The sequence below is a fragment of the Leucobacter manosquensis genome (assembly GCF_018304845.1).
GTDB lineage: Bacteria > Actinomycetota > Actinomycetes > Actinomycetales > Microbacteriaceae > Leucobacter > Leucobacter alluvii.
On record NZ_JAFEVO010000001.1, the window covers coordinates 2,577,033 to 2,599,772 of the forward strand.

Annotated in this window: 22 protein-coding genes; 15 read left to right on the plus strand and 7 right to left on the minus strand. The window is 67.8% G+C overall.

All coding sequences use genetic code 11. From position 1 onward, the window contains the following. Positions 1 to 42: 42 nt before the first annotated feature. The 4 genes from JSQ98_RS12005 to JSQ98_RS12020 are packed head-to-tail and all read left to right on the plus strand — an operon-like array spanning position 43 to position 4,753. On the plus strand, positions 43 to 906 hold the full coding sequence (locus tag JSQ98_RS12005) for a shikimate dehydrogenase (protein WP_211649879.1): 864 nt from the start codon (positions 43 to 45) through the stop codon (positions 904 to 906). Between the two features lie 28 nt (positions 907 to 934). Continuing rightward, positions 935 to 2,263: an MFS transporter gene (locus JSQ98_RS12010; RefSeq protein WP_211649881.1), complete on the plus strand. Its 1,329-nt coding sequence runs from the start codon at positions 935 to 937 to the stop codon at positions 2,261 to 2,263. A gap of 11 nt (positions 2,264 to 2,274) precedes the next feature. After that, positions 2,275 to 4,050 (plus strand): bifunctional sugar phosphate isomerase/epimerase/4-hydroxyphenylpyruvate dioxygenase family protein, encoded by a 1,776-nt coding sequence (locus JSQ98_RS12015; protein ID WP_211649883.1) that lies wholly within the window; start codon positions 2,275 to 2,277, stop codon positions 4,048 to 4,050. Positions 4,051 to 4,096: 46 nt separating this feature from the next. Next, positions 4,097 to 4,753: a TetR/AcrR family transcriptional regulator gene (locus JSQ98_RS12020; protein ID WP_346728787.1), complete on the plus strand. Its 657-nt coding sequence runs from the start codon at positions 4,097 to 4,099 to the stop codon at positions 4,751 to 4,753. Between the two features lie 41 nt (positions 4,754 to 4,794). On the opposite strand, the gene ddaH is transcribed toward JSQ98_RS12020, so the two are convergent. Continuing rightward, positions 4,795 to 5,565 carry a dimethylargininase gene (gene ddaH / locus JSQ98_RS12025; RefSeq protein WP_283242030.1) on the minus strand — a complete coding sequence of 257 codons (771 nt, stop codon included), beginning with the start codon at positions 5,563 to 5,565 and terminating at the stop codon, positions 4,795 to 4,797. A gap of 101 nt (positions 5,566 to 5,666) precedes the next feature. Here ddaH and JSQ98_RS12030 point away from each other — a divergent pair, with 101 nt between their 5' ends. Continuing rightward, entirely contained in the window at positions 5,667 to 6,056 is a 390-nt protein-coding gene (locus JSQ98_RS12030; RefSeq protein WP_211649885.1) for a TMEM175 family protein, read from the plus strand. Positions 6,057 to 6,149: 93 nt separating this feature from the next. Then, on the plus strand, positions 6,150 to 8,321 hold the full coding sequence (locus tag JSQ98_RS12035; RefSeq protein WP_090146295.1) for an ATP-dependent Clp protease ATP-binding subunit: 2,172 nt from the start codon (positions 6,150 to 6,152) through the stop codon (positions 8,319 to 8,321). 24 nt (positions 8,322 to 8,345) lie between these two features. Here the strand turns inward: JSQ98_RS12035 and JSQ98_RS12040 are convergent, their stop codons facing one another. After that, positions 8,346 to 9,233, minus strand: a complete 888-nt coding sequence (locus tag JSQ98_RS12040; RefSeq protein ID WP_090146297.1) for a MurR/RpiR family transcriptional regulator — start codon at positions 9,231 to 9,233, stop codon at positions 8,346 to 8,348. 121 nt (positions 9,234 to 9,354) lie between these two features. Here JSQ98_RS12040 and JSQ98_RS12045 point away from each other — a divergent pair, with 121 nt between their 5' ends. The 6 genes from JSQ98_RS12045 to JSQ98_RS12070 are packed head-to-tail and all read left to right on the plus strand — an operon-like array spanning position 9,355 to position 15,683. Further along, positions 9,355 to 10,569, plus strand: coding sequence for a C45 family autoproteolytic acyltransferase/hydrolase (locus tag JSQ98_RS12045; protein WP_211649886.1), 1,215 nt, complete (start codon positions 9,355 to 9,357; stop codon positions 10,567 to 10,569). Positions 10,570 to 10,590: 21 nt separating this feature from the next. Further along, a complete protein-coding gene (locus JSQ98_RS12050) occupies positions 10,591 to 12,237 on the plus strand; it encodes an ABC transporter substrate-binding protein (RefSeq protein WP_211649887.1) in 1,647 nt (548 codons plus the stop codon). Positions 12,238 to 12,242: 5 nt separating this feature from the next. Then, positions 12,243 to 13,193 (plus strand): ABC transporter permease, encoded by a 951-nt coding sequence (locus JSQ98_RS12055; RefSeq protein ID WP_211649889.1) that lies wholly within the window; start codon positions 12,243 to 12,245, stop codon positions 13,191 to 13,193. Beyond that, positions 13,190 to 14,038, plus strand: coding sequence for an ABC transporter permease (locus JSQ98_RS12060; RefSeq protein WP_211649891.1), 849 nt, complete (start codon positions 13,190 to 13,192; stop codon positions 14,036 to 14,038). The genes JSQ98_RS12055 and JSQ98_RS12060 overlap by 4 nt, the downstream gene beginning before the upstream one ends. A 5-nt stretch (positions 14,039 to 14,043) precedes the next feature. Next, the gene (locus tag JSQ98_RS12065; RefSeq protein ID WP_211649893.1) at positions 14,044 to 14,838 is read left to right on the plus strand and encodes an ABC transporter ATP-binding protein; all 795 of its coding nucleotides are present in this window, start codon (positions 14,044 to 14,046) and stop codon (positions 14,836 to 14,838) included. After that, positions 14,835 to 15,683, plus strand: a complete 849-nt coding sequence (locus JSQ98_RS12070; RefSeq protein WP_211649894.1) for an ABC transporter ATP-binding protein — start codon at positions 14,835 to 14,837, stop codon at positions 15,681 to 15,683. The genes JSQ98_RS12065 and JSQ98_RS12070 overlap by 4 nt, the downstream gene beginning before the upstream one ends. A 26-nt stretch (positions 15,684 to 15,709) precedes the next feature. On the opposite strand, the gene JSQ98_RS12075 is transcribed toward JSQ98_RS12070, so the two are convergent. From JSQ98_RS12075 to JSQ98_RS12085, 3 genes are read right to left on the minus strand one after another with little or no spacing between them, the layout of a single operon-like run. Then, positions 15,710 to 16,282 (minus strand): DUF2238 domain-containing protein, encoded by a 573-nt coding sequence (locus JSQ98_RS12075; RefSeq protein WP_211649895.1) that lies wholly within the window; start codon positions 16,280 to 16,282, stop codon positions 15,710 to 15,712. Beyond that, the gene (locus JSQ98_RS12080; RefSeq protein ID WP_211649897.1) at positions 16,279 to 17,145 is read right to left on the minus strand and encodes an endonuclease/exonuclease/phosphatase family protein; all 867 of its coding nucleotides are present in this window, start codon (positions 17,143 to 17,145) and stop codon (positions 16,279 to 16,281) included. Before JSQ98_RS12080 ends, JSQ98_RS12075 begins: the two co-directional genes overlap by 4 nt. Beyond that, entirely contained in the window at positions 17,142 to 17,942 is an 801-nt protein-coding gene (locus JSQ98_RS12085; RefSeq protein ID WP_211649899.1) for a glycosyltransferase family 2 protein, read from the minus strand. Before JSQ98_RS12085 ends, JSQ98_RS12080 begins: the two co-directional genes overlap by 4 nt. Positions 17,943 to 18,101: 159 nt before the next feature. Between JSQ98_RS12085 and JSQ98_RS12090 the strand changes: the two genes are divergently transcribed. After that, positions 18,102 to 19,010, plus strand: a complete 909-nt coding sequence (locus JSQ98_RS12090; RefSeq protein ID WP_211649900.1) for a PfkB family carbohydrate kinase — start codon at positions 18,102 to 18,104, stop codon at positions 19,008 to 19,010. On the opposite strand, the gene JSQ98_RS12095 is transcribed toward JSQ98_RS12090, so the two are convergent. After that, positions 18,997 to 19,272 (minus strand): hypothetical protein, encoded by a 276-nt coding sequence (locus JSQ98_RS12095; protein WP_211649902.1) that lies wholly within the window; start codon positions 19,270 to 19,272, stop codon positions 18,997 to 18,999. The two genes, JSQ98_RS12090 and JSQ98_RS12095, sit on opposite strands and share 14 nt — an antisense overlap. A 244-nt stretch (positions 19,273 to 19,516) precedes the next feature. Here JSQ98_RS12095 and JSQ98_RS12100 point away from each other — a divergent pair, with 244 nt between their 5' ends. Next, entirely contained in the window at positions 19,517 to 20,485 is a 969-nt protein-coding gene (locus JSQ98_RS12100) for an aldo/keto reductase (protein WP_211649904.1), read from the plus strand. 47 nt (positions 20,486 to 20,532) lie between these two features. Further along, positions 20,533 to 21,465, plus strand: coding sequence for an aldo/keto reductase (locus tag JSQ98_RS12105; protein WP_200330376.1), 933 nt, complete (start codon positions 20,533 to 20,535; stop codon positions 21,463 to 21,465). Between the two features lie 9 nt (positions 21,466 to 21,474). Here JSQ98_RS12105 and JSQ98_RS12110 read toward each other — a convergent pair whose 3' ends face one another. Next, entirely contained in the window at positions 21,475 to 22,659 is a 1,185-nt protein-coding gene (locus JSQ98_RS12110) for an ROK family transcriptional regulator (protein WP_090147360.1), read from the minus strand. Positions 22,660 to 22,740: the final 81 nt, after the last annotated feature.

Sequence of the window (22,740 nt, forward strand, 5' to 3'; positions counted from 1 at the left end):
TTAGTACATTAGCCGGCAACGCTGACGACACAGAGGAGTGACGTGCATCACGATTCCCCGATCCTCGCGGGTCTGATCGGCTCCGGCACTGCCCCGTCGTTGACGCCGGCACTGCATATGGAGGAGGGGCGCCGCCAAGGCCTGACGTACGTCTACCGGCCGATCGATCTCACCGCGCTGCACCTGAATGTCGACGATCTGCCGAGCGTGCTCCAGTGGGCCGAACGCCTCGGGTTCACTGCCGTGAACGTCACCCACCCCTGCAAGCAGGCGGTGATCCCGCTCCTCGATCGGATCGATCCTGTCGCCGCACGTGTGGGGGCCGTCAACACGGTGCGATTCGGGCCTGACGGCCGCACAGGGTTCAACACGGACACGACAGGCTACGAGCGCGCCTTCCGCGCTGCCATCCCGACCGTCCGGCTCGGTCACGTGACGCAGATCGGCGCGGGCGGGGCAGGGGCAGCCGTGGCAGACGCGCTCCTGCGCCTCGGCGCGCAGCGGCTCACGATCGTCGACGTTGACTCGTCGCGTGCGGCCGAACTGACCGACGCATTGGCCGGACGTCACGGCGCCGACGTCGTCGCGGCCGGCGTCGATGCGCTCCCCGAACTCTTGGCGGCCTGCGACGGCGTCGTGCAGTGCACTCCGATCGGGATGGCCCACCATCCTGGCGCCCCATTCGATCTCGGACTGCTCCGCCAGGAGCTCTGGGTGTCCGATGTGATCTATCGCCCGATCGAGACCCCGCTGCTGCGCCGCGCGAGGCAGATCGGATGCGCCACGCTCGACGGCAGCGGCATGGCCGTCTTCCAAGCCGTCGACGCCTTCCGGATCATCACGGGTCATGCCGCCGATGCCGGCCGCATGACTCGCCATTTCCAATCCCTGATCGCAGCAGAATGATCGACCCATGAACAGGAGAACCACGCACATGTCAACGCAGACACGAGCGGATGTGCCGCAGAAGACACCGGTGAGAGCCGCGCTCGCGAGCTTCATGGGAAGCGCCGTCGAGTACTACGACTTCTTCATCTTCGGAACGGCCTCGGCGCTCATCTTTCCGCATATCTTCTTCCCAGACGGCGATCAGGCCGCACTGGTGATGTCGCTCGCGACCTTCGGGTTCGCCTACATCGCCCGCCCGTTCGGCGCCGTGATCCTCGGCCACTTCGGCGACCGCATCGGTCGGCAGCGGGTGCTGATGTTCACGCTCGTTCTCATGGGGGCGGCCACCTTCGTGATCGGTTGCCTCCCGACGTTCGCGCAGATCGGGTGGGCGGCACCGATCCTGCTGGTCTTCTGCCGGCTTCTGCAGGGGCTCTCAGCGGCGGGAGAGCAAGCCGGTGCGTCGTCGATGTCGCTCGAGCATGCGCCCGATCACCGCAGGTCGTTCTTCACCTCGTGGACGCTCACCGGTACCCAAGGGGGCCAGATCCTGGCCGCACTCGTCTTCCTGCCGGTGACCATGCTGCCCGACGACGATCCGTTCAAGTACGAGTGGGCCTGGCGCATCCCGTTCTGGTTGAGCGCCGTGGTGGTCGTCGTCACCTTCTACATCCGACGCACGCTGCACGAGACGCCGACGTTCGAGGAGGCGAAGGCGCAGGGCGAGATCGCGAAGATTCCGCTGTTGCCGTTGCTCCGCGATCACTGGCGCGATGTGCTCCGCGTCGTCCTCTGCGCTTTCATCGCGGCCGTCTCCACGGTCTTCGGGAACTTGGCCATCGCCTACGGAGTCGAAGTGGGCCTCGCGCAGAACATCACGCTCTGGCTCGTGGTCGTTGCGAACGTCGTCGCGCTCGGAACGCAACCGCTCTTCGCGATGCTCGCCGACAGGGTCGGCAGGAAGCCCGTCTTCATCTACGGTGCGATCTCGTCAGCCGTGTTCATGCCCTTCTACATGCTCTCGATGAGCAGCGACAACATCGTGCTCACCTTCGCGCTCGCGATTCTGACGTTCTCCTGCGGCTACGCGGCGGCGAATGCCGTCTGGCCATCGTTCTACGGCGAGATGTTCTCCGCCCGCGTGCGGTTCTCGGGTCTTGCGATCGGAACGCAGCTCGGCTTCCTCATGGCCGGATTCGCGCCGTCGATCGTCGCGGCGCTCGGAGGCGTGCAGGAGGGCGGTTGGGTCGTCATCTCCATCTTCACCGGCGTGATCTGCCTCATCGTCGTGCTCGCCGCGCTGACCGCTCGAGAGACGAAAGACGTTCCGACGGACACGCTCGGCATTCGGGTGCCGGTCGAGCAGGGGCGATAGGAAGCATGGGTATGCGGACCTCAATCGCCACCGTCTGCCTCTCCGGGCAGCTCGCCGAGAAGTTGCACGCCTGCGCAGAGGCTGGTTTCGACGGGGTCGAGATCATGGACGCCGACCTCGTCGCAGCGCCCGAATCGCCCGAGGAGATTCGGGCCCTCTGCGCGAGGCTCGGACTGCGCATCGACATGTTCCAGCCCTTCCGCGATGCCGAGGGCGTGCCCGAGAGCGACTTCGCCGAGGTGCTCCGTCGCGCGGAAGCGAAATTCGACGTGATGGAACGGCTCGGCACAGACCTGATGCTGCTCTGCAGCAATGTCGCCACCGCAACGATCGGGGATGACGAGACGCTGGTCAGGCAGCTGGGAGAGTTCGCCGACCGCGCTGCGGCCCGCGGCATCCGAATCGCTTATGAAGCGCTTGCCTGGGGCCGCTTCGTGCAGGACTACCGGCATGCCTGGAATCTCGTGCGGCGAGCCGATCGTCCGAACCTCGGCGTATGTCTCGACAGCTTTCACATTCTGTCGCTCGGTCTCGATCCTTCGGGCATCGAGCAGATCGACGCCGAGAAGATCTTCTTCCTGCAACTCGCGGACGCACCGGACCTGGATCTCGATGTGCTCTCCTGGAGCCGGCACCATCGACTCTTCCCCGGTGAAGGCAGCTTCGAGTTGCCGGCGTTTCTCTCGCACGTGCTGCGCGCCGGGTACTCGGGACCGCTCTCACTGGAAGTGTTCAATGACACGTTCCGGCAGACGGACGCACGGGAGACGGCGGATCATGCGCTTCGTTCGCTCCGGTGGCTCGCCGACCAGACGGCCGCTGCCAACGGGTGGTCGGAGGACCGCCTCCAGGCCCCGCAGGTTCCGCGCGGAGTGGACTTCGTCGAGGTCGCGGGCGAAGATCTGACGGAACTCGACCAGTTGCTCGACCAGTTGGGGTTCATCTTCGGCGGGCGGCACCGGAGCAAGCCGGTCAGGCTGTGGAGCAGGGGTTCGGCACGAGTGATCTTGAACGAGCAGGCTCGTGAGTCGCAGCCTCGAGTGGCGAGCGTCGGAATGCTCGTGGATGACACCGAGGCTGCGATGCATCGCGCGCTCGGCATCGGCGCGGACGAGGTGTTCCGCAGAACGTTCGCAGGAGAGCAGCGACTGCGAGGCGTCGCATCGCCGGACGGCACGCAGGTGTTCTGGAGCGACCGCCCGCCGTCGGCGTCCTGGATCCAGGAGTTCGCAGGCGGTGAGACCGAACACGCGGGCGCTGCTGCTGGCGGCGCGGTCGACCACATCAATCTCGGCTACTCGTGGGAGCGCTTCGACGCGGCCGTACTGTTCCACACGAGCGTGCTCGGGCTCGAATCCGAATCCACTGCGGAGCTGCCCGGGCCGAGGGGACTCGTGCGGAGCACGGTGATGCGCACTCCAGACGGCGCGGTGCAGCTGGCCCTGAACCTTGCGCCGCCGAGCGCGCCAGCGCTCGCCCGTCACGTGGCGATCCGCGTCGATGACGTGACGGACGTGGCGCGCCTCGCCCGGGACCGGGGGCTCAGCCTGCTGCGCATTCCGCAGAACTACTACGACGACCTCGGCGCACGTTTCGATATCGACCCCGCGGAGCTCGCCGAGTTGCGAGAACTCGGCCTCCTCTACGATCGCGACGAGCACGGCGCGTTCGTCCACTTCTACACGCCGACCTTCGGCGGAGTGTTCTTCGAAATGGTCGAGCGTCGCGGCGGATACGTCGGGTTCGGCGCCGCGAGCACCCCGGTGCGGCTGAATGCTCAGCAGTGACGCCTGTCCCGAGGTGCTGCCCGCCCTCATGCGGCAGAATGGGGGCGTGACGCAGACCAAGGACCGGCAGCGGGACGCGGATCGGACACGCGCCGAACTGCTCGAGATGGCGACGGCGGCGTTCTCGGAGTCGGGGTTCACGGGCACGAGCGTCGATGAGATCGCGATGCGCACGCGCACCACGAAACGGATGATCTACTACTACTTCGGGAGCAAAGAGGGCCTGTACGTGGCGGTGCTCGAGCAGGCGTATCTCGGTATTCGCGAGGCGGAGCGAGGGCTCGACGTCGCGGGGCTCGCGCCGCTCGAAGCGGTGCGCCGCCTCGCCGAGCTCACCTACGACCACCATCTCGAGCACGAGGCGTTCATCCGCCTCGTCGCGGTCGAGAACGTGCATCACGGGCGCTTCATCCGCCGACTCGATTCGCTTCGCGAGGCGAGTCGGCCTGCGCTCGGAATTCTCGAGGACGTCTTAGCGCGCGGGTGCGCTGACGGGGTGTTCCGCGACGACGTCGACGCCCTCGAAGTGCACATGCTGATCAGCTCGTACTGCGTGTTCCAGGTCGCCAACCAGCACACCTTCGGATTTCTGTTCGGCGTCGACATGCGCGACGACGAGCGCCGGGAACGGCTGCGCGGCGTCATCGGTGACATCGTGGTCTCCTGGCTGACGAACGGAGCGTCGGCGGGCCGACGCGACTGATCCCGCGCGGCGTGCGCGAGGAGCGGGATCAGCTCGACGTCTCAGTGGGCGTTGCGCACCCGCACCGAGAGGCAGGTGGGGCAGCCCTCGAGCTTCTCGTACTCCGCGAGCGCGACCTCCGTCACGGTGTACCCGAGGTCGCGCAGCATCTCCGCGGTCCGGGGAGCGGAAGCGGAGATGATGAGCTCGGATTCGCTCAAGCAGACGACGGCCGTGCCGTGCGGCTCCGGCACGGGGAGGAAGCGATCGAAGATGTCGGAGTTGTCGACGAACTCCGGGTAGCCGATGACCGTGCCGTCGGGGAGCGCGGTCACCGCGGTCTTGAGGTGCAGCACTTTCGTGACCGGGACGCCCACGACCTTCGCGCCCAGCGGGGCCAGGATGCGACGCAGCTGCGCGACGCCCTCGGCGTTCGTGCGGCCGCCGCGGCCGACGTAGACGGTGTCGCCGATCTTGAGCACGTCGCCGCCGTCGAGGGTGCCGGGTTCGCGAATCTCGGCGATCGGCAGGCCGAGCTCTTCGAGTGCTTTGCGCGTGCCGGCGGTCTCGGGCTTGCGGCTGTCGGCACCGGGGCGCGAGATCACGGCGACGTTGCGGAACATCACGACCGTGTCCTCGATGAACACGGAATCCGGGCAATCGTCGGCGGCATCGACCTCGATCGTCTCCCAGCCGTGCGAGCGCAGCGCCGCAACGTACCCCTGCCACTCCTCGAGCGCGCGCTCGAGGTCGACCGCCACCTTCTCGATGTGGTCGACGATTCCGTTGTCGAGCAGGGGGCTGGGCTTGCGCACGAGGGCGATCTTCGACATCAGTGTGATTCCTTCGAGGTCGGGTACGGGTCGTACCCAGGCTATCGGGCGCCGGAAGACGACAGCTGCGCGTGAGGGGCGCCCGCGCTTACACTGACCACATGGCAGCTGAGGCCGTACCCCGTGAGCAGGTCGGATCCGGCGACGATGCGCTGACCTGGCTCGGTGATCACACGGGGCAGCTGCTGAGCTTCGTGCTGAGTTTCGTGCTGATCGCCATGTTCTGGATGATCCATCACCGGCTCTTCGCCGATGTCGAGCGCGTGACGTCATCATTCATGTGGCTGCTGGCGGGCTGGCTGCTCACGATCGTCTGGCTTCCCGTCGCCACCGCGATCGCCGGGCGCATGGATGATGATGACGGCGTCGCTCGCGATTCCCGCTCTCGGGTACTGGTCGATGCTCGTCATGCTGCTGTCGGCGCCGGCGCAGCGGCTCATCGGACGGATGACCGGAGCCCGGTCCTAGCGCATTCTCGCAAGAGCGGCTAAACTTGAGTCATATTCACTCAAGTTTGCGGGACTCCCTGATCACCGACCAGAAAAGTCGCCCGCACACCGAGATTGATCGAGAGAGGACCCCACATGCAGGCCAATTGGACGCCCGCCCAGGGCGAAGACGAGCAGCAGTCGGCGCTCGAGCAGTTCGGAGTCAACCTGACCGAGGTCGCCCGGTCGGGCAAGCTCGATCCAGTCATCGGACGCGACTCCGAGATCCGGCGCGTCAGCCAAGTGCTCACGCGTCGCACCAAGAACAACCCGGTGCTCATCGGCGACCCCGGTGTCGGCAAGACCGCCGTGGTCGAAGGGCTCGCCCAGCGCATCGTCGCGGGCGACGTCGCGGAGTCGCTGAAGAACAAGGAGCTCATCTCCCTCGACATCTCAGCACTCATCGCGGGCGCCAAGTACCGCGGCGAGTTCGAAGAGCGCATGAAGGCGGTGCTGCAGGAGATCAAGGATTCCGACGGCAAATTCATCACGTTCATCGACGAGCTGCACACGCTCATGGGGGCCGGCGGGGGAGAGTCCTCGGTCGCGGCGTCGCAGATGCTCAAGCCGATGCTCGCCCGAGGCGAACTTCGGCTCATCGGAGCCACCACCCTCGACGAGTACCGCGAGTACATCGAGAAGGACGCCGCGCTCGAGCGTCGCTTCCAGCAGGTCTACGTCGGCGAACCGTCCGTGACGGACACGGTGGCGATCCTCCGCGGGTTGAAGGAGCGGTACGAGGCGCACCACAAGGTGACCATCGCCGATTCTGCGCTCGTCGCTGCAGCGGCTCTCTCCGACCGGTACATCACGGCCAGGCAGCTGCCGGACAAGGCCATCGATCTGATCGACGAGGCGGCGAGCCGTCTGCGTATGGAGATCGACTCCGCTCCGGTCGAGATCGACGAGCTGCGGCGCGCAGTGGATCGCCTGAAGCTCGAGGAACTCGCTCTGAAGAAGGAGAAGGACGACGCCTCGAAGGAGCGCCTCGCGAAACTCCGGGACGATCTCGCTGCGAAGCGGTCGGAGCTCGACGAGCTCGAAGCGCGCTGGGAGCGCGAGCGCGACTCGCTGAACCGCGTCGGCGCGCTCCGTGAGAAGCTCGACCAGTTGCGGATGGAGGCTGAAGTCGCCCAGCGCGAGGGCAAGCTGGAAAAGGCGTCCAAACTGCTGTACGGCGAGATCCCCGTCATTCAGAAGCAGCTCACCGAGGCCGAGGACGCCGAAGCGCAGGGAGCGGTCGACGGCGAGGAGCGCATGGTCAACGACCAGGTCACCGACGAGGACATCGCCGGTGTCGTGGCGGCGTGGACGGGAATTCCCGTCGGGCGCCTGCTGCAGGGCGAGACCGAGAAGCTGCTCGCGCTCGAGCACGAGCTCGCGAAGCGACTGGTCGGTCAGGGCGAGGCGGTGCGCGCCGTCTCCGACGCCGTGCGACGCACGCGCGCCGGGATCGCCGACCCGAACCGGCCAACGGGTTCATTCCTGTTCCTCGGGCCGACCGGTGTCGGCAAGACCGAGCTCGCCAAAGCGCTCGCCGAGTTCCTCTTCGACGACGAGCACGCCATGGTGCGCATCGACATGTCGGAATACGGTGAGAAGCACTCGGTTTCGCGTCTCGTCGGTGCGCCTCCGGGGTACGTGGGCTACGAGCAGGGCGGCCAGCTGACCGAGGCGGTGCGTCGCCGTCCCTACTCGGTGGTGCTGCTCGACGAGGTCGAGAAGGCGCATCCGGAGGTGTTCGACGTGCTGCTGCAGGTGCTCGACGACGGACGGCTGACCGATGGTCAGGGCCGCACGGTCGACTTCCGCAACGTCATCCTGATCCTCACCTCGAACCTCGGCAGCCAGTACCTGATCGACCCCGACATGGTGTGGAGCGACAAGGAGAGCGCGGTGCGAGAGACGGTGCGACGCGCGTTCAAGCCGGAGTTCATCAACCGACTCGACGAGATGGTGATCTTCCGGCCGCTCAGCGAAGCCGATCTCGCTCAGATCGTGGAGCTGTCGATCGACCGTCTGCAACTGCGGCTGGCGGATCGACGCCTCACGCTCGCCGTCACACCCGACGCGCGCAGCTGGCTCGCATCGCGGGGATACGATCCGATCTACGGCGCCAGGCCGTTGCGCCGTCTCATGCAGAAGGAGATCGACGACCGGCTCGCACGTGCGATCCTGTCGGGGGAAGTGCGCGACGGTTCTGCGGTGCGCGTCGATGTCGCGGCCGACGGCGACGCGCTGGAGCTCTCGGTGATGCCGGGCGTGTAGGGCGAGCGGATCTGCGGGGGCGCCTCAGTAGCCGAGGCGCCCCCGCAGGTCGTTGAGGGCCTGGGACGAGCGGAGCGCGGTGTCCGGGCCGACGGCGGAGACGCCCTGCACGAGCACGTCGCCCGTGAGAATACCGGCGATGCCCTCCGCGGTGAGGCCCGTCGGCGTGTGCGGTGCGGTGAGCGATGCGGTGACTCGTGCTCCGAGCTGCTCGTGCAGCTCGTCCGTGATGAGCAGCGCGCTGGCGCCCACGAGCTGAGCCTGGTCGAGCAGGGCCTCGATGTCGCGCGTGACGCGTCCCGGTGCGAAGATCACCAGCAGGTCGCGCGCGCCGAGGCTCATCACCTCGTCGGCGAGCCTGAAGCCGTCGGTCGCGAGTCTCCGCGTGCCGACCCCGATGCGGCGCAGGCGCAGTGCGAGGTGGTCGGCCGCGATGCCCGACGCGCCCAGTCCGTAGCAGAACACGGTGTCGGCGTGCACGATGAGATTGACTGCGGTCGAGTACTGGGCGTCGCTGTTCGCGCGGCTCGCGAGTGCCACCAGATCCTGCGCCTCGCTCCAGATCTCGCGCTGGATCTGGCCGAGGTCCTGCCCGAGGTGCTCGAGGCGGCTGCGAAGCCTGACCTCGGGCGCAACGCTGGAGCTGAAGGGCGCCGCGACCTCCTGCTTGAGTTCCGAGAGGCCTGCGTAGCCGAGCGTCTGCAGCGTCCGTACCACCGACGCGTTGGACGTCTTGCTCTGCGCGCCGAGTTCGGCGGCGCTCGCATAGAGCAGCCGCTCCGCCGACATCGCGGTGAGCACCCGACTCACCGCGCGCTCCGATTTGGCGAGACCATCCCAGCGCTCCGCGATGCGCTCCCTGAGGCGGGTGAGTGCACGGTTCTCCGTATCACTTGTTACAAACGGTTCCATTGCTGTATCGTTCTGTCCTAATGATGGTAATTCCGTAATGGATGTTCCATTCATCATTCTCCCGGGAGCGGGAGAGCGCAAGCGGGATCGCCGGAGAACGGTGATCGGATAAGGGGTCAGGATGGGCGCAGCAACCGGCATTCGAGTGCTCGAGGTGAGCGGAACGCCGCGTGAACGCGGCCGCCAGTACGGCGCCGGAGCGAGCGACCTCATCGCAGCAGCCATCGGATACTACTCGGAAGCGCTCACGCAGCAGACCGGGATGACCTGGGCCGAGATCACCGAATCCGCGGCTCAGTGGTTGCCGGTCTCGGAGCGACTGGCACCCCACCTGGTCGATGAGATGCGGGGCATCGCGGAAGGGGCGGGCGTCTCATTCCTCGAGATCGTGACGCTCAATGTGCGCGGAGAGTTCGTCTACAACCATCAGACGCGCAGCGCGGAGTCCGCAGCGGCCGACGACGAACGCGACGCCGTTGACGGCTGCACATCGTTCTTCCTCACCGGGCAGGCGAGTGGTACCGGGCACACACTGGTCGGCCAGAACTGGGACTGGCGCACGCTGACCGCTGGCACCACCCTCGTGCTCCGCATCGTGCAGGATCCCTTGCCCACCGTCATCATGCAGCTCGAAGCCGGCCAAGTCGGTCGGCACGGCGCGAACTCCGCAGGGATCGCGCTGAACGCCAACGGCCTCGGCGGCAGTTTCGGCAGCGAGACCGGCCTCCCGCAGACGATCATCCGCCGCCTCGTGCTCGACCGGAACGACCTCGCAGGCGCACTGAAGACACTGGTGAAGACGCGCCCCCACATCGCGAGCAACGCCCTGCTCGCCCACCGGAGCGGATACGGGATCGACCTCGAGACCACCCCGCACGGCGTCGACTGGATCTTCCCCGATGCGCAGGGCGTGATCGCGCACACCAACCATTTCCAGGCCTCGGTGCCGCCCCAGCTCGCCGGGCACTACCGGCCCGTTTCCGCTGATTCACTGCTGCGCCTGCCGCGTGTGAAAGCCGGCCTCGACCGCGTGGCCGCGGCGCGAGACGCCGACGAGAGCCTGGCACTCGTGCGCGCGGCGATGTCGGATCACCTCGGATTCCCCGAGGGCGTCTGCACGCACCCCGACTCGAGCTCCCCGCGCCTGAAGCAGTGGTCGACGCTGCTGTCGAGTTGCGTCGACCTCACCACCGGCGAGTACCGTGTGGCGCCCGGCTTCCCGTGCGAGACCGAGTACGAACTGCTCCCCTGGAACCTGTACGACGGCCCCGGTGGCTCGGAGCACGACGAGATCCCCGAAATCCGCACGCAACACATCGCTGTAGACCAGCACTGAAGCTGAGAAGGAGACATTTCAATGAAGAAATCACTGCAGACGGGAGCCCGGGTGGCCCTCGGGCTGAGCGCGGCCGCCGCGCTCGCGCTGACCGGTTGCTCGGGCTCGGGCGGATCCTCCGCTGAATCAGCTCCGCTCGAAGCCCCATTCGGCGACATGACGCCCGCCGCGGCGGGCCCGATCGATTCCGTCACCTGGATGCTGGGCAGCGAGCCCACCACCATGGATTCCGACATCGACGCCACCACCGCCGACGACACCGTGCTCGCGAATGTCTGCGACCGGCTCATGCAGGTGCAGCCCGATCTGACGCTCGGCAACGGCATCGCGTCCGAAGCCCAGTGGGTCGATGACACGCACGTCGTGTTCACGATCCGACAGGACGCGACCTTCCACGACGGGAGCCAGGTCTCGACGGGCGACGTCCTCTGGAGCATGCAGCGCCATGCTGCAGAGGGCGCCGCGGAATCGGACGAGTATCAGAACGTCGTCTCGATGGACCAGACCGGTGACGACCAGATCACGGTGACCATGACGCAGCCCGACGCCATCTTCCTGCAGGCGATGGCGGGCGACGGCGGAATCGTGTGGAACCCCCGGGTGATCGAAGCCGAGGGCGACGACTTCGGCGGACCCGGCTCCGCTTCAGCGTGCAGCGGCCCGTACCAGATCACCGCGTGGGAGCCGGGATCCCAGCTCATGATCGAGAAGTTCGACGGATACTGGAACACCGACATCGATGCGAGCGCCGAGCAGGTCGTCTTCCGCTGGGCAGACGAATCGGCCATCGCCAACAGCCTCACGGCAGGAGAAGCGCAGGGCGCGTACCTGGAGAACGCCGGATCGGCTGCCGCCTTCGCGCAGAGCGCCGACGTCTCGGTCTTCCAGGGGCCCTCGACGAACGCGTGGGTGCTCGAGACGACCGATCGAGGGATCCTGACGGACGCCGCTGTACGACGCGCCCTCTCCCTCGCCCTCGACCGCGAAGGTGTCGCAGCCGCGGCATTCAGCGGGCTGGCGCAACCGTGGAAGACGCCGGTCGGTGCAGGCGCCTGGGGCTACGAGGTCGAGGCGTTCGAAGCCGCGTTCGACGAGCTCGACGGAGCTCCCGCCACACCCAGCGAAGACGATCTCGCGCTGGCCGAGCAGCTCGTCGCCGACGCCGGTGCGGCAGGTGAGCAGCTCGTCGTCGCATCGAACGGGTCGTCATCGCACAATGTGATCGCCAACGCCCTGGTCGCCGCTGCGAAGGGCATTGGGCTCGAGGCGGAGATCCTCGTGGTGCCGCAGGCGCAGTACGGCGACTTCTACTCCGACGCGGAACTCCGAGGTCAAGCAGATCTCTGGCCCGACGAGTACTACATCTCGAAGAACGACCCGCTCGGCTTCTACAAGAATGGGAAGTCGGATGCGAGCGTGAACTTCGGCGTCTTCGAGGATCCCGAGTACGACCGGATCGTCGACGAGGCGTACGCCGCGACCGACGATGCCGAGCGCGCCGAGCTCACCATCGACCTGCAGCAACGATGGGTCGAGAACGCCGTCTGGATTCCGGTCGTCGCCACGCCATCCACGCTGGTCATGTCGGACGCGGTGACCGGAGTGCCGTCCTCGGCGGCCTTCATCTACTACCCGTGGGCCGCCGACCTCGGAACGGCTGAGGGCTGAACCCGATGGTCCGCGCCCTGCGACGGGTCGGCGGCATGCTGCTGACCCTCGTGATCGCCTCCTTCATCATCTTCGCCGCGATGTACGCGGCGCCGGGCGATCCCGTCACCTTCCTCATCGGCAATCCTGAGAACCTCACACCCGAACGCATCGCGAGTGTTCGCGCGCAGTACCACCTCGACGAGCCGCTGCTCGCGCAGTACTGGCACTGGGCGTCGGGCGTCGTCACCGGCGACTTCGGCCGCTCGTTCCAATACCACCAGCCGGTCGGCGACATCCTCGCCGCACGCGTGCCGATCACGCTCTCGCTCGTCGCGTACGCGTCGATCCTGCTCGCCATCGGCGGTATCGGGCTCGGCGTGCTCGCCGCGGTGCGCCGCGGAAAGCCCACCGATACCGCGATCGTCGGCGGCACGACCCTCGCCGCGAGCATCCCATCGTTCGTGCTCGGCATCGCGCTGGTGGCGCTCTTCGCCGTGCAACTGCGCTGGTTCCCGGTCGCGGGAGCGGGATCGGGCGGTGCCGAACGCGTCTGGGCGCTCACGCTGCCCGCCCTCACGCTCGCGATCGGCGCACTCGCCATCGTGAGCCGCGTCACCCGCCAGTCGATGATCGAGCAGTTCTCGTCGGAGCACGTCGAGGCCGCACGGGCGACGGGACTCGCGGAACGCTTCGTCGTGCGAGACCACGTGCTGCGCGGCTCGTGGGGGCCGATCATCACGATGGTCGCGCTCGTCATCGCCAGCATGATCGCAGGCACGGTCGCGGTGGAGACCGTCTTCGGCATCTCAGGCGTCGGCTCGCTGCTCGTCGACGCGATCAACACCCACGACTTCCCGGTCGTGCAGTCCGTGCTGCTCTTCATGGTCATCGCGTACATGGTCGTGACGACGGTCGTCGACCTGCTGCTGCCCGTGCTCGACCCTCGCATCAACCGAACGGCGGTGTCCGCATGACCGCACTGATCCTTCCGCGACTCCAGGGCAAACGCCGGCGCAGCACTGCGCTCGGCACGTGGGTCTCCGCAGCTTTTCTCGCGCTCGTGACAGGGGCCGCACTGCTCGGCCCCGTACTCGCTCCCTACGACGCCGACGAGATCGACTTCGCCGCGATCTGGGCCGGGCCGGGCGGCGGTCATCTGCTCGGCACCGACCAGCTCGGGCGCGACCTGTTCTCCCGTCTGCTCATCGGGGCCGGCGAGACGCTCATCGGGCCGGTACTCCTCTTGGTGCTGGCCACGGTGCTCGGCGTCACCATCGGCGTCGTCGCCGCGTGGCGGGGCGGCTGGGTCGACACGCTCCTCGCCCGCATCACCGATGTCATGTTCGCCTTTCCCGGCTTGCTCTTCGTCGTGCTGGTCATCGCCGTCTTCGGCAAAGGGCCGGTGACGGCGATCGTCGCCCTCGCCCTCGCGTACGCTCCTGTGATCGCGAAGTACACTCGCAGCCTCGCCCTGAGCGAGATCGCGCGCCCGTACGTCGACGCCTACCGGGTACAGGGCATCGGCGGGCTCGGCATCTGCCTCCGCGCCATCGTGCCGAATCTGCTCCCAGCGCTCGTCGGGTACCTCGTCGTGCTCTTCGGGGAAGCGCTCATGAGCCTCGCGACGCTCAGCTTCCTCGGATTCGGTGCGCAGCCGCCCAGCTCCGAGTGGGGGCTGATGGTGCAAGAAGGGCAGGCGGGCATCATCCAGGGGCACTTCCTGCCCACGCTCATCCCCGGCGCCGCCATCGCCCTCGTAGTGATCGCCGTCAACATCATCGGCGTGCGCGTCGCCGACCGACTGCTCGCGAAAGGGTGAGCCGCATGCTCTTGGAAATCGAACAGCTGCACCTCTCGTTCGTCGCGGGCGACACTCCAGCCCATATTCTCACCGGCATCGACGTGGACGTAGCACCCGGCGAGCTCATCGGGCTCGTCGGTGAATCCGGCTCGGGCAAGTCGACGACGGTGCGCGCCGCGCTCCGGCTGTACGGCGACGAGGCGGAGATCTCCGGCCGCATTCTGCTGGACGGCGTCGACATGGTGCAGGCGGATGCGACGGAGCAGCGTCGCGTGCGGGCGTCATCGGTCGCGCTCGTGCAGCAGGATCCGCGAGCGGCGCTCAACCCGGTGCGCCGCATCGGGGATTCGCTCGCCGAGCGACTGGTCAAGGTGCACGGAATGCGTCGGGCCGAAGCCGACGAGCGCATCCTGTCGCTGCTCACCGAGGTCGGACTCACGCACCCTGAACGCCGGATGCGGCAGTACCCGCACGAACTCTCGGGCGGCATGCTGCAGCGCGTCGTCATCGCGGGGGCGTTGAGCACGGATCCGAAGCTCATCCTCGCCGACGAGGCAACGAGCGCGCTCGATGTGACGACGCAGGCCGAGATCATCGCGATGTTCCAGCGCCAGATCCGCGAACGAGGGCTCGGCATGCTCTTCATCACGCACGACCTGCATCTCGCAGGAGCGATCTGCGACCGGATCCACGTGCTGCAGCGCGGAGAGATCGTCGAAACGCTGCAGCGTCCCGGTCTCTTCGACGCTGCATCGCACCCGTACACGCGCACGCTCATCGAGTCTGCGCCAGCTCTCGCTCGGAAGGGGCGCTCATGAGTCTCGTCGAAGTCGATGCCCTGCATCGGGTATTCCGCATGGCCCGCCGCACCGAGGGCGTGACGGCCGTGAACCGGGTCTCGTTCAGCATCGGCGCCGGAGAAGCGGTGGGGCTCGTGGGCGAGTCGGGATCGGGCAAGTCGACGATCGCGCGGATTCTCGTCGGGCTGGAGCGCGCCGATTCCGGCACGGCCACCATCGAGGGTGTCGACTGCCTCACCCCCGCTCGCGGCCGCGCCGAGCGACTGCGTCGGGCACGGGCGGTGCAGATGGTTTTCCAGGATCCGAACGGGTCGCTGGATCGACGGGTGCCGATCGGTGAGATGCTGCAGCGAACGCTCCGGCTGCACGGGCGCTCGGCGTCGACGGCCGCCGCGCGTGCCGAGGCGCTGCGGCTCCTCGATCAGGTGCGGTTGAGCGAACGGCATGCGGCGGCGAAGCCGCATGAGCTCTCGGGCGGTCAGCGCCAGCGGGCGGCGATCGCCCGCGCACTCGCCGTCGAGCCGAAACTGGTCGTACTCGATGAGGCGGTCTCCGCTCTCGACGTCTCGGTCCAGGCTCAGGTGCTCGACCTGCTGGCCGAGATTCAGCGGGATTCCGGGGTCAGCTACCTCTTCGTGAGTCACGATCTCGCCGTGGTGCAGCAGCTGTGCCAGCGCACGCTCGTGCTGTTTCGCGGGGCGATCGTGGAGCAGGGCCCGACCGGGCGAGTGCTCGACACCCCGCAGCACCCCTATACGCAACTCCTCATCGCGTCCACTCCCGGCGCCGATTGGGATCCGGAGCGCGTGGTGCGCGATCGCATGACGTTCACGCAGCGCATGGCGGTGCTGTCGGAGGAGTGACGCGCCGCACGGAACGCCCGGTCCGATCACTCCCGGTCGAGGCGCACCCCTGCGAGCACGATGCCAGCCGCGAGAGCCCCGAGCGCCCCGACCGCCATGTCGCTGATCGTGTCGTGGTACTCCACGAAGATGTCGTCGCTGACGAAGACGAATCCGGCCCATTCGATCATCTCCCAGACCGCGCCGAGCGCCAGCCCGAGCACGGGGTAGAGCACGATCGGCACGCGCTTGCGGAAGGTCGGGGACGACGTGGACGGCACGATGCTCCAGTGCGCGAGCAGGAGGTACGCGATCGGCACGAGCGCGCCCATGCAGACGACGTGCATGACGATGTCCCAGCCATCGACGGTGCGATAGAGATCGATGACGTTGCTCCACGCGGCGAGCAGCACGATGATCGAGAATGGGATGTCGAACCCGGCGCGCGCCCCGAGGAACCGCGGTGCGACGAGCGCGGGAAGGGTGAGCGCCAGAATTCCCGCATCGGTGGGCTCGAGCCAGATCGCCGCACCGATCACCCCGAGCAGGCCGATGATGCGCAGGGCGTCCGCCAGGTACTCCGCGCCGCCCCGCGGGGGGCGCAAAAAGTTCGCCTTCATCCGGTTCCCCTGCCTCTCCTGAGGAGGTGCGTCGGGAGTCGCTGCGGAATTCGCATCTCGGCGAGCACGGCCAGATGATCAGACGGCCAACCGCCCAGCACAGGCTCCGTCAGCATCTCCACGCGATCCACATCGATGTCGGTGGTCGTCACGATCCAGTCGAACCGACGCCCGAGCCTGGGAGTGCGGTAGTTCGCGTAGGTGGCGTACTCGGCGCTGCCTCGTTCGCCCGCGCTGCGCCACGCGTCGTCGAGCGCGCCCCCGTCGAGAAGCGCATCGAGGGCTGGGGATCCCGGACCGGTGTTGAGATCGCCGGTGAGGATCGCCGGACCAGCCTCGGCCGCGATCTCGTCGCGCAGGTACTCCAGGGAACGCAGCCGCGATCGCCCGCTCAGATGATCGAGATGCGTGTTGATGCAGCGGAACTCCGTCGACGTGAGACGGTCGCGGAGATGCGCGATGACCGCGACGCGCGGGATCAGGTTGCCCCAGCTGCGTGAACCGGCGCGGTCCGGGGTGTCGGAGAGTGCGACCTGGCGCCAGTCGAGCAGCTCCAGCCGGGCCGCGTCGTAGAACACGGGGCAGCCTTCGCCGCCACCGCAGGCGCCTCGGCCGTGGCCGACGAAGCGATAGCCCTCGCCGAGCGATTCGCGCACCCATCGCGTCTGACTCGGCAGCGCCTCCTGCGCGCCCAGCAGATGCGGGCGTGCGATCTGGAGCTGTCGCCGCAGCCGATCGCGGCGCAGCGGCCATCGGTCGGCCCGTCGCGTCCAGCGGTCGAGACGCCGGCGGATGTTCGCGGTCATCACACGCACGGAGGGTGACGGCTCGGCGGTCGCATCCCCGAGGATCCCCGCACTCACGCTCGCCCCTGCCGCGTCCGTGCTGCGCGCGGAGTCGGCACGCCCAGCCGATGCAGCACGCGCCGCAACGCGAGGCGGATCCACCGCACCGACGGAAAATCGGCGGGCCAGTGCAGCAGCACCGTGCGGAACGCCCATGCGGTGCGTCGCGCGAACCCGCCGACCGACGACAGCGGCCGCATCGACATGCCCATCACCGGCGTGCGCACACGACGAATGCGGTGCCGCTCGCCGAAGTGATACGCGAGGTCCAGGTCGTCGTGGATGCCCGCGTGCAGATGCACCTCGTCGCGCACGGCGAGCCAGGCCGAGCGCCGGAACCCGAGGTTCGATCCGAAGACCGGCGAGTGCCCGAGCGCCGGAGAGGTCGTCGCGACGTACATGCCGAGATAGATCGCCGCGGCGATCCGCCGGAGCGGCTTCGGCCCGTCGACGAAGTGCGCGCCTCCGGTGACGACGGCGACATCGCGCCGCGCGTCGAGCGCCCCGGCGAAGGTCGCGATCCACGTCGGCTCGGGCAGGCAGTCCGCGTCGAGGCGCAGCACGTAGTCGCTCGACGCCGCGTCGTAGCCGGTCGCGCTCGCCGCCGGAATGCCCGGCGCTGCGCAGGGAACCACGGTCGCGCCGGCGTCACGTGCGACTCGGGCAGAGTCGTCCTGGGAGTTGTTGTCGACGACGATGATCTCGTGCGGCGCGCGCGTCTGCTCCGCGAGTGCGCGGAGGCAGCGGGCCAGCAGCGGCGCGTCGTCTTTCACGGGAATCACGACGGATACGGTCGAGTCATGATCCCCGTCCACGCGCCACCCCCAGGCCTCTTGCTCTGCAGGCCAGCGTAGCGGGGCGAGCGCGGCGATCGCTGAGGGGCGCCCGACGGCGGCGCGCGTTCGGTCTACCGGTCGCCTCAGGCGTCGGCAACCCCGTGCCGCCGGTCATGAGCGCGATCTACCATGATCGACATGGTCGCCGAGAATTCGCACCGCGTGGTCGTCGTGGGGTCTGCCGGGAGGGATCTCGCGCTGGGCGCGACGACTCTTCCAGAAGCCGGCGCGTCGGCGAGCGTCTCGGAACGCATGGAACGACTCGGCGGAAAAGGCGCGAACATCGCCTCCGGGGTTCGGCAGCTCAGCCCCGAGTGTCACGTCACGCTGATCGCGGCGCTCGGCGCCGACCGGGCCGGCGAGGCGGTACTCGAAGATGCGCACGAACTCGGCATCGACACTGCATCGGTTGCGCGGCGCGGTGCGACGTCGTTGTTCCTCGATCTCGTGACTGGCGCCGGCGAGCGCCGGATCTTCGAGCACGTGCAGCCGGAAGCGGACGTGCGCGAGGAAGACCTCAGCCGCGCTGCACCGGTGCTCGAAGCGGCGGGCGTGGTCGTGCTCCAGCTGCGCCAACCCGCCGCTGTGCTGCTGCGCGCGGCCCAACTCGCGCCGAATGCCCGAATCGTCCTCGACGGTGCCGTCGACGGTGGCGCCGACGGGGCATTCGGGGCGCCCCTGCTCGCGCACGCACACGTCGTCCGAGCGAATGCAGACGAAGCCGAGGCGCTCACCGGGCGCACGATCGCGAGCACGGACGACGCCCAGCGGGCGGCGGAAGAGCTCCTGCGCCGTGGCCCGTCCGTCGTCGCACTGTCCGTCTCGGGGGCGGGTGATCTCGTGGCCTGGGAAGGGGGCTCTCAGTTCTTCCCGTTCGGGGACGCTCCCGTCATCGACCGCACCGGTGCCGGCGACGCCTTCGTCGCGGGTCTCGTGACGGGTCTGATCCGTGACGAATCAGCGAGGGATCTCGGACGACGCGCCTCCGAGGCTGCGTCGACCGCCGTGCAGCAGTTCGGAGGGTTCACCCGCTTCACCCATGAATGAGCGGAATGGACCCGTCCCCTGTGGGGCGTACCGTATCCGCATAACGACGCGCCGATGCGTCCGGGATGCGCGATGTCGTGCGGCCCGCCTCGCGCATTGCGGCCTCCCAGCGTGCTTGGCGCTCCCGAGCCATGCGTGCCAGCACTTCCCGTTGTTCCTCCGTCGGCAACTCGGAGAAGGGGTGTTCTGCGTACTCGATAGCCATGCGCTTGTTCAGCCTTTCTTGCAACTCGATCAGAGCGATATGTGGAGCGTGCGCCATGAGGTTCATCGTCGGTCTCACTTTTCCTCTCGTTCTGGGATTCAATGGTCGCCGCTACACAGGGAATCCGAGGAGTGCTGTCAAAAGATCGCGATGTCACGTATAATTCCGCGGTTGATGCGGCGAGATGGTGTGGGGCGGTGCGCGCCTGTCGCACCGCGTCACAAAGGAATGCGCGCGCGGCGCGCCCTGTTAGCTTCCAGTGGAAGCACCGCAGGGTGGCCCGAACCGCGAAGGAGATCTCATGACCCAGGCTGGACAGTCCGCACGGACCCGCATCGGCACCTCCGACCTCGACATTGCACCGCTCGCACTGGGCGGCAACGTCTTCGGCTGGACCGCGGATCGAGCCGCGTCGTTCGACGTGCTCGACGCGTTCTTGGCGGGTGGGGGTGATTTCGTCGACACCGCTGACGGATACTCGGCGTGGGCGCCCGGCAACTCCGGCGGTGAGTCCGAGACGATCATCGGCGAGTGGTTCGCCGAGCGCCGCAACCGCGATTCCGTCGTTCTCGCGACGAAGGTGTCGACGCACCCCGACTTCTCCGGCCTCGCCCCGGCGAATGTGCGCGCCGCGGCAGATGCTTCGCTGCAGCGGTTGCAGACGGATCGCATCGACCTCTACTACGCGCACTTCGATGACGCCGAGACGCCGCTCGAGGAGACCGTCGCCGTCTTCTCGGAGCTCGTCGATTCGGGCAAGGTGCGGGCGATCGGCATATCGAACTACACGGCCGATCGGGTCGCCGAGTGGTTCCGGATCGCGAGAGACGGGGGATACCACCTGCCGGTCGCGCTGCAGCCGCATTACAACCTCGTCGAGCGCGATTTCGAGACCAATGGGCTGCGCGCGGTCGCCGAGGAGGAGGGACTCGCGGTGTTCCCGTACTTCTCCTTGGCGAAGGGGTTCCTCGCGGGCAAGTACCGCGACGCCGATGACGCAACCGCTGCTGGCGCGAGCCCGCGCGCGGGTGAGGCGGCTGAGTACCTCGACGACCGTGGCCGTGCCGTGCTGGAGGCGTTGGACGCCGCGGCCGCAGCCCACGACGCGCCGGTCGCCGCGGTCTCCCTCGCCTGGCTGCGGCAGCAGCCGACGGTCGCGGCGCCAATCGCCAGCGCACGCAATCTCGAGCAGCTGCCCGCCCTGCTCGCGTCGCTGTCGCTCGAGCTCTCGGATGCGGAGCTCGCGAATATTACGGCCGCTTCCGCCTGACGGGAAACCCGCTGACGTGTTCGCCGTCGCCCGGTAGTGTGAGCCGCATGCGGACTTTCACACTGCCGGGCACCGACCTCATCGTTTCCGACGTCGTGCTGGGGCTGATGCGCATCCAAGACAAGTCAGACGACGAGGTGCGCACGCTCGTGGGAGCCGCGCGCGATGCCGGCATCACCTTCCTCGACCATGCCGACATCTACGGGGACCCGCTGCACGGGTGCGAGCGCCGTTTCGCGGAGGCCCTGCGTCTGACGCCGTCGGAGCGGGAGCAGTGGGTGATCCAGTCGAAGGCTGGCATCGTGAAAGACGGCCCCTACTTCGATTTCTCGTACGAGCACATCGTGGAGTCGGTGCACGGTTCGCTCGACGCCCTCGGCACCGACTACCTCGACATTCTGCTGCTGCACCGGCCCGACGCGCTCGTCGAGCCGGAAGAGGTGGCGCGGGCGTTCGACGAGCTCTCGGCGTCAGGCAAGGTGCGCGCCTTCGGTGTCTCGAACCACACGCCTCGGCAGATCGACCTGTTGCGCAAGTACGTGACCCAGCCGCTCGTCGCGAATCAACTGCAACTGTCGATCACGCATTCGCCGATGATCGCCCAGGGCATCGCCGCGAACATGCAGGGCCTACCGCAATCCGTGACCCGCGACGACGGCGTGGTCGACTACTGCCGGCTCCACGACATCACCGTGCAGGCCTGGTCGCCCTTCCAGGCGAACTTCTTCGACGGCCCCTTCCTGGGGTCGGATCGCTATCCCGAACTGAACGCGGTGATCGAGCGCCTCGCCGCGCAGTACGGGGTGCCGCCGGAAGCGATCGCCGTCGCGTGGATCACCCGCCACCCGGCGCGCATGCAGGTGGTGCTCGGAACGACGTCGCCCGACCGCGTCGCCGCCGCGGCCCAGGGCTCGGATGTCACGCTGACGCGCGCCGAGTGGTACGAGCTCTTCCGCGCGGCAGGATACACCGTTCCGTAAGGGGATTCGTTACCCTCCGAGGGCTGCGGTGATGCGTTCCGGTGCGAGTGCGGCGTCGATGGCGAGCTGCGCGGCTCCGTAGATCGCGGCGTTGCCGGCGGCGAGCGACGGCGCGATGGTGAGCTGCTCCGTGGAGAGCGGGATCGACCGCGCGTAGACGACCTCGCGCACGCCGGCGACGAGATGCTCTGCCGCCTGCGCCATGGTGCCGCCGATGACGATGGCCGAGGGATTCATGATCGAGACGCACGCGGTCAGCACCTCTCCGATGTCGCGCCCCGCCTGCCGGATCAGCTGAATGGCGTGCACGTCGCCGGCTTTCGCGAGCGCGACCACCTCGCTCGGGCGGTGCAGGGGCGTCTCCTCGGTGCTCAGCTCGCGGGCGAGCGCGCGCCCCGAGGCGACGGCTTCGAGGCAGCCGCGGTTGCCGCACGGGCACGGCGTGTCTGCAGCCCGGGCGAGGGCGATGTGCCCGATATCGCCCGCAGCTCCGTTGGCTCCGCGGCGGAGTGATCCGCCGGAGACGATTCCGGCGCCGATTCCGCTCGCGACCTTCACGAAGATGAGGTCGGTGACCCCGTTCCACGATGTGGAGAGTTCACCGAGAGCCATGATGTTCACGTCATTGTCGACGAGCACGGGCGCGTCGATCCGGGCGCGGATGGCTGAGGGGATGTCGAATCGGTCCCATCCGGGCATGATGGGCGGATTGATCGGCCGCCCGGTCGAGAACTCGACGGGACCGGGGACGCCGATGCCGACTCCGGCGACCTGCGAAACGTCGTAGCCGAGGCTGGGGAGGAGCTCTTCGGCGGAGTCGAGGATCCAGTCGATCGCCGCCTCGGGGCCGGAGGAGATCTCTCGCGGTGTCGAGATCTCGGCGAGGAGTTCGCCGCGCAGGTCGGTGACCGCCACGCGGGCGTGCAGGGCGCCCAGGTCGGCTGCGAGGACGACGCGGGCGCGCGGGTTGAAGGCGAGCTGCGCCGAGGGTCGTCCACCGGTGGAGGCCGCGTCGGCGACGGGGGCGATGAGACCGAGGTCGATCAGCTGGTCGATGCGCTGGGCGACGGTGGGGCGTGACAGTCCGGTGAGTTGGGCGAGATTCGCCCGTGTGCGTGGCGCTCCGTCGCGGAACAGCTGCAGGAGCGCTCCGGCGGTCGAGGCTCCAGGTTCTGGGGGCGCAGATGGCACGATCACACTTTCAGTAAACCACAGGTCGAACTTGGGTAACGGTTTGATTACTTATGAAGAATAGTTGACAAAAGTGGGGAGGTG